The organism is Solibacillus sp. FSL R5-0449, from assembly GCF_037975215.1.
Taxonomy (GTDB): Bacteria; Bacillota; Bacilli; order Bacillales_A; family Planococcaceae; genus Solibacillus.
On the sequence record NZ_CP150239.1, the window covers coordinates 979,569 to 997,982 of the forward strand.

The 18,414-nt window shown below is 39.2% G+C and carries 15 protein-coding genes and 1 pseudogene; 15 read left to right on the plus strand and 1 reads right to left on the minus strand.

The window, feature by feature from the left end; all coding sequences use genetic code 11:
* Nucleotides 1-3 precede the first annotated feature (3 nt).
* From MKY27_RS04655 to codY, 11 genes are all read left to right on the plus strand, one after another.
* Nucleotides 4-1,905, plus strand: coding sequence for a hypothetical protein (locus MKY27_RS04655; RefSeq protein WP_339198113.1), 1,902 nt, complete (start codon nt 4-6; stop codon nt 1,903-1,905).
* Nucleotides 1,902-2,204, plus strand: coding sequence for an EscU/YscU/HrcU family type III secretion system export apparatus switch protein (locus MKY27_RS04660; RefSeq protein WP_339175533.1), 303 nt, complete (start codon nt 1,902-1,904; stop codon nt 2,202-2,204). Before MKY27_RS04655 ends, MKY27_RS04660 begins: the two co-directional genes overlap by 4 nt.
* A gap of 167 nt (nt 2,205-2,371) precedes the next feature.
* The gene (sucC, locus tag MKY27_RS04665) at nt 2,372-3,553 is read left to right on the plus strand and encodes an ADP-forming succinate--CoA ligase subunit beta (protein WP_339175534.1); all 1,182 of its coding nucleotides are present in this window, start codon (nt 2,372-2,374) and stop codon (nt 3,551-3,553) included.
* Nucleotides 3,550-4,452 (plus strand): succinate--CoA ligase subunit alpha, encoded by a 903-nt coding sequence (sucD, locus tag MKY27_RS04670; protein WP_079525181.1) that lies wholly within the window; start codon nt 3,550-3,552, stop codon nt 4,450-4,452. The genes sucC and sucD overlap by 4 nt, the downstream gene beginning before the upstream one ends.
* Nucleotides 4,453-4,624: 172 nt before the next feature.
* The gene (dprA, locus tag MKY27_RS04675) at nt 4,625-5,518 is read left to right on the plus strand and encodes a DNA-processing protein DprA (RefSeq protein ID WP_339198116.1); all 894 of its coding nucleotides are present in this window, start codon (nt 4,625-4,627) and stop codon (nt 5,516-5,518) included.
* A gap of 125 nt (nt 5,519-5,643) precedes the next feature.
* The gene (gene topA, locus MKY27_RS04680; protein WP_339198119.1) at nt 5,644-7,728 is read left to right on the plus strand and encodes a type I DNA topoisomerase; all 2,085 of its coding nucleotides are present in this window, start codon (nt 5,644-5,646) and stop codon (nt 7,726-7,728) included.
* 18 nt (nt 7,729-7,746) lie between these two features.
* Nucleotides 7,747-9,060: an FADH(2)-oxidizing methylenetetrahydrofolate--tRNA-(uracil(54)-C(5))-methyltransferase TrmFO gene (trmFO, locus tag MKY27_RS04685; protein WP_339198121.1), complete on the plus strand. Its 1,314-nt coding sequence runs from the start codon at nt 7,747-7,749 to the stop codon at nt 9,058-9,060.
* Between the two features lie 267 nt (nt 9,061-9,327).
* Complete coding sequence (gene xerC, locus MKY27_RS04690) at nt 9,328-10,227, plus strand: tyrosine recombinase XerC (RefSeq protein WP_339198124.1); 900 nt, start codon at nt 9,328-9,330, stop codon at nt 10,225-10,227.
* Between the two features lie 18 nt (nt 10,228-10,245).
* Nucleotides 10,246-10,788: an ATP-dependent protease subunit HslV gene (gene hslV / locus MKY27_RS04695; protein WP_339175539.1), complete on the plus strand. Its 543-nt coding sequence runs from the start codon at nt 10,246-10,248 to the stop codon at nt 10,786-10,788.
* Nucleotides 10,788-12,179 carry an ATP-dependent protease ATPase subunit HslU gene (gene hslU / locus MKY27_RS04700; protein ID WP_339198127.1) on the plus strand — a complete coding sequence of 464 codons (1,392 nt, stop codon included), beginning with the start codon at nt 10,788-10,790 and terminating at the stop codon, nt 12,177-12,179. Before hslV ends, hslU begins: the two co-directional genes overlap by 1 nt.
* A gap of 83 nt (nt 12,180-12,262) precedes the next feature.
* On the plus strand, nt 12,263-13,042 hold the full coding sequence (codY, locus tag MKY27_RS04705; protein ID WP_339175541.1) for a GTP-sensing pleiotropic transcriptional regulator CodY: 780 nt from the start codon (nt 12,263-12,265) through the stop codon (nt 13,040-13,042).
* Between the two features lie 114 nt (nt 13,043-13,156).
* Here the strand turns inward: codY and MKY27_RS04710 are convergent.
* Nucleotides 13,157-14,738 (minus strand): annotated as a pseudogene (locus MKY27_RS04710) (IS1182 family transposase).
* Between the two features lie 839 nt (nt 14,739-15,577).
* Between MKY27_RS04710 and flgB the strand changes: the two are divergent.
* From flgB to fliF, 4 genes are read left to right on the plus strand one after another with little or no spacing between them, the layout of a single operon-like run.
* Nucleotides 15,578-15,970, plus strand: a complete 393-nt coding sequence (flgB, locus tag MKY27_RS04715) for a flagellar basal body rod protein FlgB (RefSeq protein WP_339198131.1) — start codon at nt 15,578-15,580, stop codon at nt 15,968-15,970.
* 2 nt (nt 15,971-15,972) lie between these two features.
* Nucleotides 15,973-16,437, plus strand: coding sequence for a flagellar basal body rod protein FlgC (gene flgC, locus MKY27_RS04720; RefSeq protein ID WP_339198134.1), 465 nt, complete (start codon nt 15,973-15,975; stop codon nt 16,435-16,437).
* A gap of 7 nt (nt 16,438-16,444) precedes the next feature.
* Nucleotides 16,445-16,753, plus strand: coding sequence for a flagellar hook-basal body complex protein FliE (gene fliE / locus MKY27_RS04725; protein ID WP_339198136.1), 309 nt, complete (start codon nt 16,445-16,447; stop codon nt 16,751-16,753).
* Nucleotides 16,754-16,810: 57 nt separating this feature from the next.
* Nucleotides 16,811-18,406, plus strand: a complete 1,596-nt coding sequence (fliF, locus tag MKY27_RS04730; protein WP_339198138.1) for a flagellar basal-body MS-ring/collar protein FliF — start codon at nt 16,811-16,813, stop codon at nt 18,404-18,406.
* Nucleotides 18,407-18,414 lie beyond the last annotated feature (8 nt).

An 18,414-nucleotide genomic window follows, 5' to 3' on the forward strand; every position in this document is an offset into this window, starting at 1 on the left:
GGCATGAACTTCTCATCGTTTAATGCAATCCAATCGAATACTTCACAGCAAGTTACAGCAAACCAGCCATTATCGTTAAAGCAGGATCAAGTATTTCACGGGTCAATCAAGCAGCTCTACCCGAATCAGATGGCAGAAGTCCAAGTCGGCAATCAAAAGCTCATGGCAAAGCTGGAAGTACCTTTAAAGGTAGGCGATGCGCATTTTTTCCAGGTAACTTCAACAAATCCGCAAACGGAATTAAAAGTTGTGACAGGACCGATGTCGCAATCCATGACAGCCGGCCAGCAAATGTCACAGTTGATGGAAACAATGCATTTACCGAAATCGAATGAAATGCAGCAAGTGCTATCACATTTTATGAAAGCCCAGCTACCCCTTGCAAAAGAACAGCTCTTAGCCGCAGAAGGCTGGATGAAAAACTTGCCTGCAGGAGTAGATAAGAATAATGCACTTCACGCACTGCAGCGTATGGTGGAGCTGAAAATGCCTTTTACAAATACCGTATTTCAAGCATTGACACAAGGAGTAAAAACAGATGGGATGTCAGCGAATTTAGCCAATTTAGCGCAGCTCTTGGCAACCCAGTCTGGAGGAAATGAAGCGATCAAATCATCGCTGCTACAGCAAATTGACCAGCTGGCAAAGCCGTTGAACAACGAAACAGGCGGAATCCTACTTGCACGGGCAACCCAAAATTTACTGGATAACAATTCACCTGTTGCATCGAAACTTCAATCGCTGACGGTATTAAAAGAAGCTGGAATTTTACCGCAAAATGCCACTTTGCAAAATTGGCAAACGGTTAATCAGCAAGGAAACCAGCAGTCTGTGAACCCGGTACAGGCTTCGGCAGGACAACTGCTGCAACAGCTCGGACAAACAAGTCCTGAACAAATAAAGCCGATGTTAGAACAAGTAAAAGCATGGATTAGTAATGAAAGCTTACTATCTACAACTCAAAAACAGCAATTAGAGCAATTATTATCACGTTTTGAACAAATTCCCGCTTCAAAGCCAGCAGTGGAAGCATTGGTAAATCAACTGCGGCAGCAACTGACAAACGCATACAGTGAAAATGTGAGTACGCGATTATTTATGCAAAATGATCAAGGACAGGCCGCGAAGGATCAATTGCTTACATTACTGAAGCCGGATGCGAATTTACCGAATGCCGATCAGCTGTTGCGCAATTTAGTAAAAGTGACGGCCGATAGTCCACAACCATTGATGCAAAGTACCCTCACTCAAGCAGAAGGTCAAGTACAGGCTGCGGTTGATAGCCGTGCAATGGAACAGGCGATAAAGACGGTGTTAAAAGGGCTGGGCGTCAGCTATGAGGCGGCATTGGCAAATAAGGCAGGGGATATACAGGCAATTGCCCAGCAGATAAAGCCGCAATTATTAGCGCTTCTTCAGGATAACCAAACACCGGTTGCTATAAGAGATGCTGCTGAGACGGTGATGTCCAGACTAAATGGAATGCAGCTCACGTCAGGGGAAAACGGGCATCAGCATCAGCTTGTCATGCAAGTGCCGCTGGATTTTTTCGGCAAGAGAATGGATGCGACATTGCAATGGAACGGCCGCATGAAAGAAGATGGCAAAATCGATGCCAATTTTGCGCGCATTCTATTCTATTTAAATATGGAAACATTGCAGCAGACAGTAATTGATATGCAAGTACAGAACCGTGTTGTCACAATTAATATCTATAATGATATGCCGAATTTGGAATCATTGGCGACTTCATTGAAAGGAACACTAAAGACAGGATTGCTGGAAAAGGAATATACCTTATCCGGATTGTTTATCAAGCCTTTTGGAGATCAAGCAGGAAAAACTGTCACAAAATTGTCAAATCAGCAGGAAGATGAGCAAGGAGGGGTGGATATCCGCGTATGACCGAAAAAAAATATGTCCGAAAAGAAGCGATTGCCCTTTCCTATGATCCTCAAAAAAGCAATGGTCCGACAGTCGTTGCAAAAGGTAAAGGAAAAATTGCGGAAAATATTTTAGAAAAAGCAGCGATGCATGAAGTACCTGTTTATGAAGACCCGAACCTGGTGGAGCTGTTAGGCCAGCTTGATTTGAACACGTCGATCCCGGAAGAATTATACCAAGCGGTTGCCGAGGTATTTGCCTTTATTTATCATTTGGATGAAAAGCAAAAGTTAACTTATAAAAATAAATCCAGTATTTAAGTAGAGAATATCTTTCGGAAAATTAGAAAATATCTATACAAAGAATATTTTGACATAAAGTAAACTAAAAAATGCTTGTGTGACAAATATAGACATTATCTGAATAATTGTTTAAAATAGATTATGTTAGTAGAATAATTTCCAAATGTCCGATGGGAGGATGTATCATGAATATCCATGAGTATCAAGGGAAAGAGATATTAAGACAATACGGTGTAGCAGTTCCAAGAGGAAGTGTAGCGTTTTCACCAGAAGAAGCAGTAAAAGCAGCAAAAGAGCTAGGTTCAAACGTAACAGTAGTAAAAGCACAAATTCATGCAGGGGGTCGCGGTAAAGCAGGGGGCGTTAAGATTGCCAAAAACCTTGATGAAGTTCGCTCTTTCTCTAAAGAATTATTAGGCAAAATTTTAGTAACTCACCAAACAGGTCCAGACGGTAAAGAAGTAAAACGTCTTTATATAGAAGAAGGTTCGGACATTAAAAAAGAGTATTACTTAAGTTTAGTATTAGATCGTGCAACTTCTAGAGTAGTAATGATGGGTTCTGAAGAAGGCGGAATGGATATTGAAGAGGTAGCGGAGACAAATCCGGAAAAAATCTTCAAAGAAATTATTGATCCGGTTACGGGATTAAATGCTTTCCAGGCACGTCGTATGGCATTCAATATGAATATTCCTGCTAAGCTAGTAAATAAAGCAGTAGGGTTAATGCTTGGTATTTACAAAGCATTTATCGATAAAGATGCATCAACAGTAGAAATCAACCCGCTAGTTGTAACTGGGGATGACCAGGTAGTGGCACTTGATGCAAAATTCAACTTTGATGCAAACGCTTTATATCGTCATAAAGATATCGTAGAATTACGCGATTTTGATGAAGAAGATGCAAAAGAAATTGAAGCATCTAAATATGATTTAAGTTATATTTCGTTAGACGGCAATATCGGCTGTATGGTAAATGGTGCAGGTCTTGCCATGGCAACGATGGATACGATTAGTTACTACGGCGGATCACCCGCTAACTTCCTTGATGTTGGGGGCGGTGCAACAGCCGAAAAAGTAACAGAGGCATTTAAAATCATTTTATCGGACAAAAATGTAAAAGGAATTTTCGTTAACATTTTTGGTGGAATCATGAAATGCGATATCATTGCAAAAGGGGTTATTACAGCTGCAAAAGAAGTCGGTTTAGAAGTTCCATTAGTAGTACGTTTAGAAGGAACAAACGTAGAACTAGGTAAAAAGTTGTTAAATGAATCTGGTTTAAACATTGTGGCAGCTGACTCAATGGCAGACGGCGCACAAAAAATCGTGAAATTAGTTGAAGCTGAAGGCGGGGTAACGGCATGAGTGTGTTCATTAATCAAGAGACAAAAGTAATCGTACAAGGGATTACTGGGGAAACAGCCCTTTTCCATACAAAACAAATGCTTGAATACGGAACGAAAATCGTTGCAGGTGTAACACCTGGTAAAGGCGGTCTTGAAATCGAAGGTGTTCCGGTTTTCAATACAGTACAAGAAGCAGTCGATGCGACAGGTGCAAACGTATCTGTTATTTATGTACCGGCACCATTTGCGGCGGATGCAATTATCGAAGCAGTTGATGCGGATCTGGATATGACAATCTGTATTACAGAACATATTCCGGTACTTGATATGGTAAAAGTTAAACGCTATATGGAAGGCAAGAAAACGCGTTTAGTTGGTCCAAACTGTCCAGGTGTTATTACAGCTGATGAGTGTAAAATCGGTATCATGCCAGGATACATCCATACAAAAGGACATGTAGGCGTCGTTTCACGTTCTGGTACATTAACGTATGAAGCGGTACACCAGCTGTCTCAAGCGGGAATCGGTCAAACAACAGCGGTTGGAATCGGTGGGGACCCGGTAAATGGGACAAACTTTATCGATTGCTTAAAAGCATTCAATGAAGATCCTGAAACTTATGCAGTTGTCATGATTGGTGAAATTGGTGGTACAGCTGAAGAAGAAGCTGCTGAATGGATTCAGGAAAACATGAACAAACCGGTAGTAGGCTTCATCGGTGGTCAAACAGCTCCTCCAGGAAAACGTATGGGTCACGCAGGTGCCATTATTTCCGGCGGTAAAGGAACAGCTGCAGAGAAAATCAAAGCAATGAATGCAGCGGGTATTGAAGTAGCTCCGACGCCTTCTGTAATCGGTGAAACACTGATTAAAGTAATCAAAGAAAAAGGCTTGTACGAAGCTTGTAAAACACATTAAAATGAAAGATGTAGCGGTCGCCTCGCTACATCTTTTTCGTATGTCTCCATCGTTGGGACCGATGAACGAATAAGAGCCCGAATTCATCGGCCATACTATGTTTTACACAATGCTTACCTCACAAATAAAACTGCGGTCATCTGAATTTCTTCTATTAAAAAGGAGTGTAGTAATGACCAACCCAACAAATGAACAATTAATGAAACTGCATTATATTCTACCTCTCTCCTGGAAAAAAGTCCGGAATTTAATGAAAATCACAGATGATTTCGACGAAATATTGCATATTTCGCCAAAATTTTTAGCCGTTCAGCTAAATATAAAAGAAGAAAAAGCCTCACAGCTCATCAAACAATATAAAGAGCTCATACCAAGGTCGATGACTGCTTATTATGACCAACATAATATTATCGCTATCCCCTACACGAATCCTTTATATCCACAACGCTTAAAAGAGTTGTACGATGCACCTGCTGTTCTCTATGCAAAAGGCGATATTCAGTTACTGAACAGACCGAAAATGATTGCGGTCATCGGTTCAAGGGCGGCAACCAGCTATAGTGAGCATGTGTTGAATATCCTTCTACCACCGCTAATACGCGAGCATTATGTCATAGTGAGCGGACTTGCGAAAGGTGCGGACCGACTTGCACATGAAGCAACAATCCGATATGGTGGAAAGACAATAGGTGTTTTAGGTCATGGCCTTTTTCATAGTTATCCGCCTCAAAATAAAGAGCTGAATGCATATATGGCAAAGGAACATTTACTCGTAACTGAATATCCACCATATGTAAGTGTGCAAAAATGGCATTTCCCTGCACGAAACCGTATTATCAGCGGTTTAAGCGAAGCGCTCGTCGTAACAGAAGCCGCACTGAAAAGCGGGACACTCATCACAACAGAGCTTGCGCTTGAACAAGGAAAAGATGTTTTTGCGGTACCGGGAAATATTTTTAGCGAGCAGTCACGAGGGACAAATAAATTAATAAAAGAAGGCGCGATTCCAGTGTGGGACGGCTTTCAAATCTTAGAGGAAATCCAGTTGTTTTCAAAATTGCGTTGAAAAAAAGTTGCAATATTAGCCAATCTGTTATACATTTTGCAACAGGAAAAGCTTTGACATACATGGATAGCTTCATGTGAGTAAATATAAGAAAAATAACTATACCTCTATAAGGAGGACAACAGATGGCAGATTATTTAGTAATTGTTGAATCACCTGCAAAGGCGAAAACAATTGAACGATATTTAGGAAAAAAATATAAAGTAAAAGCTTCGATTGGACATGTACGTGATTTACCGCGTAGTCAAATGGGAATCGATACCGAAAATAACTATGATCCAAAATATATTACGATTCGCGGTAAAGGTCCTGTACTACAGGAACTGAAAACAGCGGCTAAAAAAGTGAAAAAGATTTATCTCGCAGCCGATCCAGACCGCGAAGGGGAAGCAATTGCCTGGCATTTAGCCACTGCTTTAAATATTGATATTAATTCGGATTGTCGTGTCGTATTTAACGAGATTACGAAAGAAGCAATTTTAGAGAGCTTCAAGCACCCGCGGCCAATTAATATGGATTTAGTCGATGCACAGCAAGCACGTCGTATTTTAGACCGTCTAGTAGGCTATAATATTAGTCCGATTCTTTGGAAAAAGGTTAAGAAGGGCTTATCGGCAGGACGTGTACAATCCGTTTCACTGCGTCTGATCATTGACCGTGAAAATGAAATTAAAAACTTCGAGCCGGAAGAATACTGGTCAATCGAAGGAAGCTTTGAAAAAAATAAAAAACAATTCGATGCCTTATATTATGGAAACGGCAAAGAAAAAATTAAATTAACAAATGAACAGCAAGTAAAAGAGATATTAAAAGGTGTAAAAGGCTCGGAATTTGAAGTAATGAATGTTGTAAAAAAGGAACGGAAGCGTAATGCTTCACCAGCCTTTACGACTTCTTCACTTCAACAGGAAGCCGCACGTAAATTAAATTTCCGTGCCAAGAAAACAATGATGCTTGCACAGCAGCTTTATGAAGGTATTGAGCTCAGCAAAAAAGAGGGCGCTGTCGGATTAATCACGTATATGCGTACCGATTCAACACGTATTTCCGATACGGCGAAAGCAGAGGCTAAGTCATATATCGAAACGAAATACGGCAAAGATTTCATTGCCGGTGAACAAAAACAGGCGAAAGCAAAAGCAAATGCACAGGATGCCCATGAAGCGATCCGTCCAACGAGTGCAATGCGCACACCTGAAGAGCTTAAAGCCATTTTAAGCCGTGATCAGCTGCGATTGTACCGTCTGATTTGGGAGCGCTTTATCGCAAGTCAAATGGCACCAGCTGTACTCGATACCGTGACAGTAGATCTGCAAAACAATGATGTACTGTTCCGCGCAAACGGGTCTCAAGTGAAATTTGCCGGATTTATGAAGCTTTATATTGAAGGCACAGACGATCAGGAAGAAGAAACGAATAAACTTTTACCTGAAATGGAAATCGGCGATAAAGTAAAATCGCTTGAAATCGAACCGAAGCAGCATTTCACTCAGCCACCTCCACGCTATTCAGAGGCGCGTCTAGTAAAGACATTGGAAGAGCTAGGTATAGGCCGTCCATCGACATATGCCCCAACACTGGATACTATCCAAAAGCGCGGTTATGTGCAACTTGATGCGAAGCGCTTTGTGCCGACTGAACTTGGAGAAATCGTTCATCAGGCAACATTGGAATTTTTCCCGGAAATCATCAACATTGAATTTACCGCACAGATGGAGCATAATCTTGATGAAATCGAAGAAGGCATTACACAATGGGTAAATGTCATCGATGAATTTTACAAAGACTTTGAGCCGCGGGTGAAATATGCGGATGAAGTAATGGAAAAAATCGAAATTAAAGATGAGCCTGCAGGCGAAGACTGTGAAAAGTGCGGTGCGCCAATGGTATTCAAGCTAGGACGATACGGGAAATTTATGGCATGTTCAAACTTCCCGGATTGCCGAAATACAAAAGCGATTGTAAAACCGATTGACGTTAAATGTCTTTCATGTGAGACAGGGGAAATTGTCGAACGTAAATCCAAAACAAAGCGCATTTTTTACGGATGCAACCAATATCCGGAATGTGACTTCGTATCATGGGATAAGCCAATTAGTAGACCTTGTCCGAAATGTAGTGCATTATTAGTAGAGAAGAAATTGAAAAAAGGTGTTCAAATTCAGTGTACAAACAGTGAATGTGATTATGAAGAAACACCGTCACAATAAAATGAAGAGGTAACAAAAATGACACAACAAGTAGTAAATGTAATTGGTGCAGGATTAGCCGGTTCAGAAGCAGCTTGGCAAATTGCGAAGCGCGGTGTGAACGTACGTTTATATGAAATGCGCCCAGTAAAACAAACACCGGCACATCATACAGATAAATTTGCAGAGCTTGTATGCTCAAACTCATTACGTGCAAACGGACTGACAAATGCTGTCGGTGTAATTAAAGAAGAAATGCGTAGATTGGACTCAGTTATTATTGCAGCGGCAGACAACAGCTCTGTACCTGCCGGTGGTGCTTTGGCAGTAGACCGTCACGAATTTGCTGGTATTGTAACAGAAAAAGTGAAAAACCACCCGTTAATCGAAGTAATCAATGAAGAGGTAACTGAAATTCCGGAAGGCATTACAGTAATCGCAACAGGTCCTTTAACTTCTGAAGCTTTGGCAAAGCAAATTCAGGGCCTTACAGGAGAAGACTATTTGTACTTCTATGATGCGGCAGCACCGATCATCGAAAAAGATTCAATCAATATGGATAAAGTATATTTGAAATCACGCTATGATAAAGGTGAAGCAGCATACTTGAACTGTCCAATGACGAAAGAAGAATTCGATGCTTTCCGTGAAGCGCTTATTACAGCAGAATGTGCACCGCTAAAAGAATTCGAAAAAGAAAAGTATTTCGAAGGATGTATGCCAATTGAAGTAATGGCTGCACGCGGAGAAAAAACAATGACATTTGGACCGATGAAACCGGTTGGTCTGGAAGATCCGAAAACGGATAAACGTCCATATGCTGTTGTTCAGTTACGACAAGATGATGCAGCGGGAACACTATATAATTTAGTTGGTTTCCAGACACATTTAAAATGGCCGGAACAAAAGCGTGTCTTCTCGATGATTCCTGGTTTAGAGAACTTGGAAATTGTGCGCTATGGTGTAATGCACCGTAATACGTTCATCAATTCACCAAAAGTGCTGACACAGACATATCAGTTGAAAGCACGTCCAAACCTGTTCTTCGCGGGTCAAATGACAGGTGTTGAAGGTTATGTAGAATCTGCCGGCAGTGGTCTGATTGCAGGGATTAATGCGGCACGCATGGCTTTAGGCCAAGAGTTGCTTTACTTCCCGCATGAAACAGCATTAGGTGCAATGGCTCGATACATTACACATACAGATGCGAAAAACTTCCAGCCGATGAACGTAAACTTCGGGATTTTCCCGGAACTTGGCGAGCGCATCAAATCTAAGCCGGAGCGGGCTGAACGCCACGCTAACCGCGCATTGGAAGCGATTCAGAATTTTGTTAATAATCAGGCAATTTAATTGCGAAAAGCCCTTAAAGACTGTTATACTTTAGGGGCTTTTAATTTTGCGTTAATTAATAATATTCGACTATAATTTAAGTATTACTTGACATCATATTGCGAAATTTGTCGAATAATACAAAGAAGTTGAATAACTCCAGTAAATTTTACTTGAAAAGTATCCATAATAGGTATAGTGTCAATATGTGTGTTTTTTTAGTAGGAAAATAAACATATTTATTCATACAACATCATTTCTCTTTTGTAATCACAGGGGGTATATACGATGGATGAAAATTTGCAAAACCAGCTAGATCAATTTATTCGCTACGTGCATCTAGAAAAAAACTTTTCCCTACATACTGTTCGCGAATATACTTCTGACTTAGAAGAATTTTTTGCATTTTTGCATGCTGAAGGTATACAAAAAATTACAGAAGTTGAATATATCCATGCACGTCTATATGTAACAAAGCTTTATGATGAACAAAAAGCAAGAACTTCAATCTCCAGGAAAATCTCATCGATACGTTCTTTTTTTCGGTTTTTAAATCGAGAACAGAATATTGATGATGCTCCGTTTCGTTCACTTTATCATCCGAAAAAGGAAGAGCGATTACCGAGCTTTTTTTATGAGGAAGAATTGAAGGAACTATTCGAGAAAAATGAAGGCGATGAGCCGATTCAGATTCGTAATATGGCGCTGTTGGAACTTCTTTATGCAACTGGAATGCGTGTAAGCGAGTGTGTCAGTCTTGAACTGACGGATATCGATTTTCATTACAATATCGTCCGTGTAATGGGGAAAGGCCGAAAAGAGCGGATTATTCCGTTTGGCCAATATGCGCATGATGCACTTAAACGTTATATAGATCAAGTACGTCCGATTTTAATGAAGAAGGAAAATCATCAGAAAGTTTTTGTCAATATGCGCGGTGGCGAACTTACTGCCCGTGGTGTGCGTTATATATTAAGTGAGATGATCGACAATGCCAGTATGCATACGAAAATTTATCCACATATGTTGCGACACACATTTGCTACGCATTTATTGAATAATGGGGCAGATATGCGTACAGTCCAGGAACTTCTTGGGCACGCTAATTTATCTTCAACTCAAATTTATACTCATGTAACGAAGGAAGCTTTAAGAAAGACATATATGAATAGTCATCCGCGAGCATAGTTAAGGAGGAAATAAAGAATGGGTCAAATTCATGCGACAACGATTTTCGCTGTTCACCACAATGGTGAATGTGCAATGGCCGGGGATGGTCAGGTAACATTGGGAAATGCAGTTGTAATGAAGCATACGGCACGTAAGGTCAGACGTCTGTTTAATGGGAAAGTATTGGCAGGTTTCGCAGGGTCTGTTGCGGATGCTTTTACATTATTCGAAATGTTTGAGGCAAAACTGAATGAATATAATGGTAACCTGCAAAGAGCAGCAGTAGAAGTAGCAAAGCAATGGCGCGGTGATAAAATGCTCCGTCAATTGGAAGCGATGCTGCTTGTTATGGATAAATCAACATTGCTTCTAGTTTCAGGGACAGGTGAAGTAATTGAACCGGACGATGGTATTTTAGCAATAGGTTCAGGTGGGAATTACGCATTGTCAGCTGGAAGAGCATTAAAAAAACATGCGGGCGATCATTTATCGGCAAAAGAAATCGCAGAGGCTGCGCTGACGACCGCTGCGGATATTTGTGTGTTTACAAACCATAATATTATCTTGGAGGTATTGTAATGACTGCGATCAATTTAACACCAAGACAAATTACGGAACAATTAAACCGTCATATTGTTGGCCAGGAAACAGCGAAACGTGCAGTTGCAGTTGCGCTGCGTAACCGGTACCGCCGCTCTTTATTAAGCGAAGAATTAAAAACAGAAGTAATTCCGAAAAATATTTTAATGATTGGGCCTACTGGGGTAGGTAAAACAGAAATTGCCCGCAGAATCGCAAAACTGACGAATGCTCCGTTTATTAAAGTCGAAGCGACAAAGTTCACGGAAGTTGGCTATGTTGGTCGTGATGTCGAGTCAATGGTACGCGATCTGGTAGAAGCATCACGTCGTCTAGTGAAGGACGAAATGTTCGAAAAGGTAAAGGATCAGGCGGAACGGAATGCAAATGATGTACTCGTTAAATTACTTGTACCTTCAAAAGTGAAGGAAAAGCTTACGCAAAATCCTTTTGAAATGCTATTCGGTCAAAAAGATTCATCTCAGGAAGAAACATCAAACCAGGATGAACCGGAAATTCGTACACGACGTGCGCAAATAGCCCAGGATTTAAAAGACGGAAAGTTAGAAGAACAATGGGTAACTATCGAAGTAACAGAAAATGCGCCATCACTATTTGATGCAATGCCTGGTATGAATATGGATAATGCAAATGGTATGCAGGATATGCTATCTAATTTAATGCCGAAAAAGACAAAAAAACGCAAAGTCCAAGTGAAGGATGCGCGTCGTTTATTAACACAGGAAGAAGCCAATAAGCTGATCGATACAGATGCGTTGTCAAGTGAAGCAATTCAGCGTGCAGAACAGGCGGGCATTATTTTTATTGATGAAATCGATAAAATTGCAAGCAAAGGTTCATCTTCGGCAGAAGTATCACGTGAAGGCGTTCAGCGTGACATATTACCAATTGTGGAAGGGTCCACAGTTACGACAAAATACGGCACTGTAAAAACGGACTATATGCTCTTTATTGCAGCAGGAGCTTTCCATATATCAAAACCGAGCGATCTTATTCCGGAATTGCAGGGACGATTCCCGATTCGTGTTGAACTTGAAAAATTAACGAAAGACGATTTTGTTCGTATTTTGAAAGAACCGGACCAATCGTTAATATTGCAATATAAAGCATTGCTTGAAACAGAAGGTGTTACGCTGAACTTTACAGATGAAGCGATTGAACGAATTGCGGAAATTGCGACGGAAGTAAACCAGGAGACAGATAACATCGGTGCACGCCGACTGCACACGATTTTAGAGCGTTTGCTTGAGGAACTTTCTTTTGAAGCTTCGGAAATCGCTCCGGCTCATATCGACATTACACCAAACTATGTCGATCAAAAATTGTCGAATATAGTAAAAAACAAAGATTTATCGCAATTTATTCTTTAAGTATAAGTTGAATTAGTATCTTTAAATTGTAAAAACCTTTAGAATATTAAGTGAATTAAAACGTTCCGTAGGAGGAAACAGAAATGAATTTATTAACAAAAACACGAAAAATCAATGCATTGTTACAAGCATCTGCTGGTAAACCAGTTAACTTTAAAGAAATGGCAAATACTTTAGGCGATATTATCGAAAGTAATGTATTTATCGTAAGCCGTAAAGGTAAATTACTTGGTATTTCAATTCACCAACAAATCGAGAATGAGCGTATTAAGAAAATGTTTGAACAGCGCCAATTCCCTGAAGAATATACACAAAACTTATTCAATATTACTGAAACTTCTTCAAATTTAGATATTAACAATGAACACACTGCATTCCCAATTGAAAATAAAGATCTATTTGCATCTGGTTTAACGACAATTGTACCGATTATCGGTGGCGGTGAGCGTTTAGGTACATTAATGTTAGCGCGTATCAGCGATCAGTTTGAAGATGACGATTTAATTTTAGCTGAATACGGTGCAACAGTAGTAGGTATGGAAATCTTACGTGAAAAATCAGAAGAGATTGAAGAAGAAGCACGTTCTAAAGCGGTAGTTCAAATGGCGATCAATTCATTATCTTATTCTGAGCTTGAAGCAATCGAGCATATTTTTGAAGAGTTAGATGGCAATGAAGGATTACTAGTTGCTTCTAAAATCGCTGACCGCGTAGGGATTACACGTTCAGTTATCGTAAACGCATTACGTAAACTAGAATCTGCCGGTGTTATTGAATCGCGTTCTTTAGGTATGAAAGGAACATATATTAAAGTATTAAACGATAAGTTCCTGAACGCATTAGCGGAAATTAAAATGAAATAAGAGACTTACAGGTAAAGGGGCTGGGACAGAATTAGTTCCAGTTCACGCAAAAAGAGAAATTGCACAATGCAATTTCTCTTTTTGCGTTTTATAAAGAAAATATTGGAAGAGGTGTTATCCTCTTACCGCATATTTCCTTAAATTTGTGGCCATTAATGCCAAGCCTATTTCGTTAGTAACCTTCGATTTTCCACGAACTGAAAATCGGCGGAAACACAAATTAGCCTTCAAGAATCCAAAAACTGGTTCCACGTCAATTTTACGTCGACGATAAATGGCAGCCGTTTTTTCTTCTGAAAGCTTCGCTCTTACTTCTTCTTTTTGTTGTTCCCAATTCTCGTTAATCATGAGTCTACGGTTTTTCCCTTCCGCAGCTTTCGTACATTTTGTACGGAAAGGACATCCTGTACATTCCTCACACTCATAGATTTTAAATTCTCGTTGGAAACCTACTTTATCCGTACGAACAGAATTGTATTGGAATCTTAATCTCTTTTCATTTGGACAAATGTAGACATCGTTTTCTTTCTCATACACCCAATTACTTGTCTTAAAAGGGTCATTTTTATATTTTCGCTTCTGTTCGTTCAAGTATTGATTAAATGTAATGAGTGGAGTTCGTTTGCGTTTGTTAAGAATATCATGGTAATTCTGTTCACTGCCGTATCCGGCATCCGCTACAATATGTTTTGGTAACTCAAAATAATTTTCTTCAATTTGATTAAGAAATGGAATAAGTGTTTTCGTGTCTGTTGGATTTGGAAATACATCATAAGCGAGTGTGTATTGACCTTCAGTAGCGATTTGTACATTATAACCTGGCTTCAATTGACCGTTTTGCATATAGTCATCTTTCATCCGCATGAATGTTGCTTCGTGATCTGTCTTTGAATAACTATTGCGTGTACCAAACACTTCAAAATCCTTTTCATATTTCTGTTTTCTTATAATCCAATCATATACTTGTTTGAGGATTTGCTTTGGTGTTTTTCGTTCGCTACGTAATCTTTTTCGCTCAATGACATCTTCAGAATGTTCTATTTTGCTTGTATAGTCGTCGACTACTTCTTCTAGGTGATGTGCTACTTGAGTTAACTCTTCTATTGATAACTGCTCATCACTTTCACGTTTGATTTCAGGAATAATTTGATGTTCCAATAACTCATCGTAAAGTTTATTTGATTTTTCTACGAGGTTGGTATGATGTTTTTCCACTGATTTTTTCCACTGATTTTTTCCAAACAAATGTGAACTTATTGGCATTTGCCTCAATCTTTGTGCCATCGATAAAAATCGCTTCTTGATCGATGAGTTTTTCTTCAACTAGCTGACAACGAAATTGTACAAAACATTGGCGAATGAGTTCCTTCATATTGGGATGTACACGAAAACGGTTAATAGTGCGATAACTTGGTTCATATCCTTGGGCAAGCCACATCATACGGATACTGTCTCTTGTCAGATCCTCTATTTTTCTTCCTGAAAAAGTGGATTGTGTGTAACCGCATAAAATCAGCTTTAGCATCATACGTGGATGATATGATGGACAACCAGTATGGTGAATAAAAGGAGCGAAAGCTTCGTTCGGAATGCTTTCGACCAAATGATGGATAGAAAAGGCAATATCATTTTTATGTAACTTTACTTCTAAATCTAGCGGTAATATAATTTGATTCATGTTATAATCTTTAAACATAGGGACACTTCTTTCGTTTGAAATTTGGTTGTAGGATACTTAAATTTTAACAGAGAATGTCCTTTTTTCATGCCTGAAATTATGCAGAGATTTACTTGATATAGAAGAAAAATTAGTTGTTCGGAGTGAAGGCGGCGACTCCCAGGGGACAAGCACGTGGGAGAGACTACAGGCTCGAGCCGTGCCCCCAGGAAAGCGTCCGCCGTAACGGAGAACAATGACTACATAGTAGACACATAATAATAAAGCCGTTCAAACTTTACTCATCGTAAAATTTGAACGGCTTTTGATTTTGAGGCGGGTTTTGTCCCACCCCCTTTTTTTTCTTTTTTTAAGAAAATGCAGAAAAATGTCGAATAACAATACCCTAAACGAGAAATTATATAGAATTTGAATGTATAATTAGGTATATCGTCGGTATTGTTCTGGAAAATTAAATATCTTTTATACCTAAATGATGATAAAATTGATATGACAAATGATTTGTTACAATTTTATGAAATGTAGTTATATGAATACTAATACACAAGGATTTAATGTATGATGTATAAGGTAATAAATAGTGTTTCGTTAAATCTGTAAATCTTAATTTCAGATTTATATAATAACTTTTTGTTGTTTAAATTGCTCATGTAGGTCTTTGTAGTCTTTAAAAAAATAAAATGTCGAAAAATGTTTGTACTGATTTTTAATTAACTGGTCCTATTACATACAAAAATAGTCCTATGTAACTATTCGAAAGGGACTAAAGTCGATAGACACTAAGATTTAATCTAATTACAATTGTATTATTGAGTTTTGGGCGCAAATTTTAGCGAATTATGAACGAGGTGAGAAATTTGGATTTATTTGGCGGGACAATAAGTAGCCTTGAAAAAGGACTTTCTTATGCAACATTGAAAAATAAAACAATTGCACAAAATATAGCGAATGTTGACACACCGAACTACAAAACAAAAGAAGTAAGCTTCAAAGATGTATTAAATGATGCTAAGCAAGCAACGATTCCTGCATATCGCACAGATGCGAGACATTATGATTTCAAGATTAATATTGGGGGCAGCGGTGTGTATTCGAATGAAAACTTCCGCAGCAGAGCAAATGGTAATGCGGTAAATATGGATGCTGAACAAGCAAAGTTAGCTGAAAATACAATTTATTATAATGCGCTTATAGATCGTGTCAGCAGTAAATTTTCAACATTGAATAATGTTGTTAAGGGAGGAAGATAGTGATGTCGATTTTTCACAGCATGAATACAACGGCTTCTGCATTAACATCACAGCGTTTACGCATGGATGTCATCTCCTCCAATATTGCCAATGTTGATACAACGAGAGCGAAACAGGTAAATGGAGAATGGGAGCCATACCGAAAAAAATCTGTTACTTTAAAAGAACAGCAAGGTCAATTTTCAAACTTTTTAAATATGGCGATCGGAAAAACGGAAAAAAACGGTGTTGGGAACGGGGTTAAAGTAAGTTCTATTAAAGAAGATACGGAAACTCCTTTTAAACTAGTTTTTGATCCATCACATCCCGATGCGAATGCAGAAGGCTATGTTCAAATGTCAAATGTTGACGTACTAAAGGAAATGGTTGATCTCATTTCGGCGAGCCGCTCTTATGAAGCGAATATAACTGCTTTTAATGCAAACAAGAACATGTTAACAAAAGCATTAGAAATCGGGAAAGGGTGATATTTAAATGGCGATTAATCCTGTAACATTCATGTCTCCTGCACAATCTGTGAATGAAGTAAATGTTCAGAATCAACTGACTCCTGCAAATGCCCAACAGCAATTTGCAGATACATTAAAAGAAGCGATTGCAAGTGTCAATGAACATCAAAAGACATCAGATACAATGACTCAAAAATTAATTAACGGTGGAGATGTTGATCTTTTTGAAGTAATGGTTGCTGCACAAAAAGCAAGTGTTACTCTAAACACAACAATTGAAGTTCGTAATAAAGCTGTGGAAGCTTATCAAGAAATTATGCGTATGAGTGTGTAATGGTTTGGAAAACGACTGACAAATTGTTGGGCATTCACTTTAAGCGGAGGATTCATAATGAATGAACGACTTACAAAAATTAAAAGCGACTCGACCGGTTTCTGGAAAAGTCGCACCAAAAATCAAAAAGGTGCATTAATCGGTGCGTTAGTAGCTGTCATTGCAATTGCAGCGGTAATTACGTATTTCTCAACGCGTACGACAATGGCTCCGTTATTTCCGGAGATGTCACAGTCTGAAGTAGGGAGAATTACAGAGGTACTTGCCTCACAAGGCGTAAAGTACGAAGTAACAAACGGCGGGACAGTAATATTAGTGCCGGAAAATCAAGTACAGGACTTACAAGTGTCATTAGCAGCCCAAGGTTATCCAGATTCTGGGGAAATTGACACGTCTTTTTTTACATCTAATGCAGGCTTTGGGATGACGGATAATGAATTTAACGTAATTAAGCAAGCGACGATTGAAACGGATCTGGCGAATTTAGTTCGAAAATTCGAAGGTGTCAAAGATGCAAGTGTAATGATTTCTTTACCTGAAGAAGGTGTGTTCCTTAAAGATGCAAAAGGTGAAGCACAGGCGGCAATTGTATTAAATACAGCACCTGGGCACAAATTTTCAGACGATCAAATTAAAGGATTATTTAATTTAGTATCGATGAGTATTCCAAATTTACCTAAAGAAAATATTACAATCATGAACCAGTATTCTGAGTATTACGATCTCGCATCTGCGGAAAGCGGTGGAAACGGAATCGATTCAGTTACTGGCCAAATGGAAGTAAAGAAAACGATTGAGCGTGATTTGCAGCGTCAAGTGCAGCAAATGCTCGGTACGTTAATCGGTCAGGATAAAGTCGTAGTAAATGTTTCGGCTGATATTGACTTTAAAAAAGAAAATCGCGAAGAAAATTTAATCCGACCTGTTGATGAGGAAAATATGGAAGGTATTGAAATAAGTGCTCAACGTATTACGGAAACATATTCAGGCGGTGCTGCAGGAGCGGCAGAAGGTACAACTGAAGCTGGTAGTGTAACAGATAACTTTGTAGATTATGTGGAAGGAACAAACGGTGACGGCGATTACGAACGAGTGGAAGAGACGATTAACAATGATGTAAATCGGATTCGCCGTGAGATTCAGGAAAGTCCTTACAAAATCCGTAATTTAGGTATTCAAGTAATGGTAGACCCTCCAAATGCAGAAGAGGGATTCGATCAAGGTGTTCGTACAGATATTGAACAAATTTTATCGACAATTGTTCGTACATCAATTGATCAAGAAGCTGCAGGAAATCTGACAGACGAAGATATTGCAAACCGTATCGTCGTATCTGTACAGCAATTCCAAGGAAATGATTCGGCGGAAGATCAGCCGCAATCGGTTATTCCTTGGTGGGTATGGGTAATTGGCGGTATATTAGTTGTTGCAATTATATTACTTGTCATTAATGTGCTCCGTGCACGTCGACGTAAGCAAGATGAAGAAGAACTGGAGATTTTAGAAGAACAGCAGCAGTTAATAGAAATAGAAGATATTTCCGAAGAAAAAGAAACTGAAGCGACTGTACGCCGCAAGCAATTAGAGAAAATGGCGAAAGATAAGCCTGAAGATTTTGCGAAATTATTGCGTAGCTGGATTGCTGAAGATTAATAGGAGGT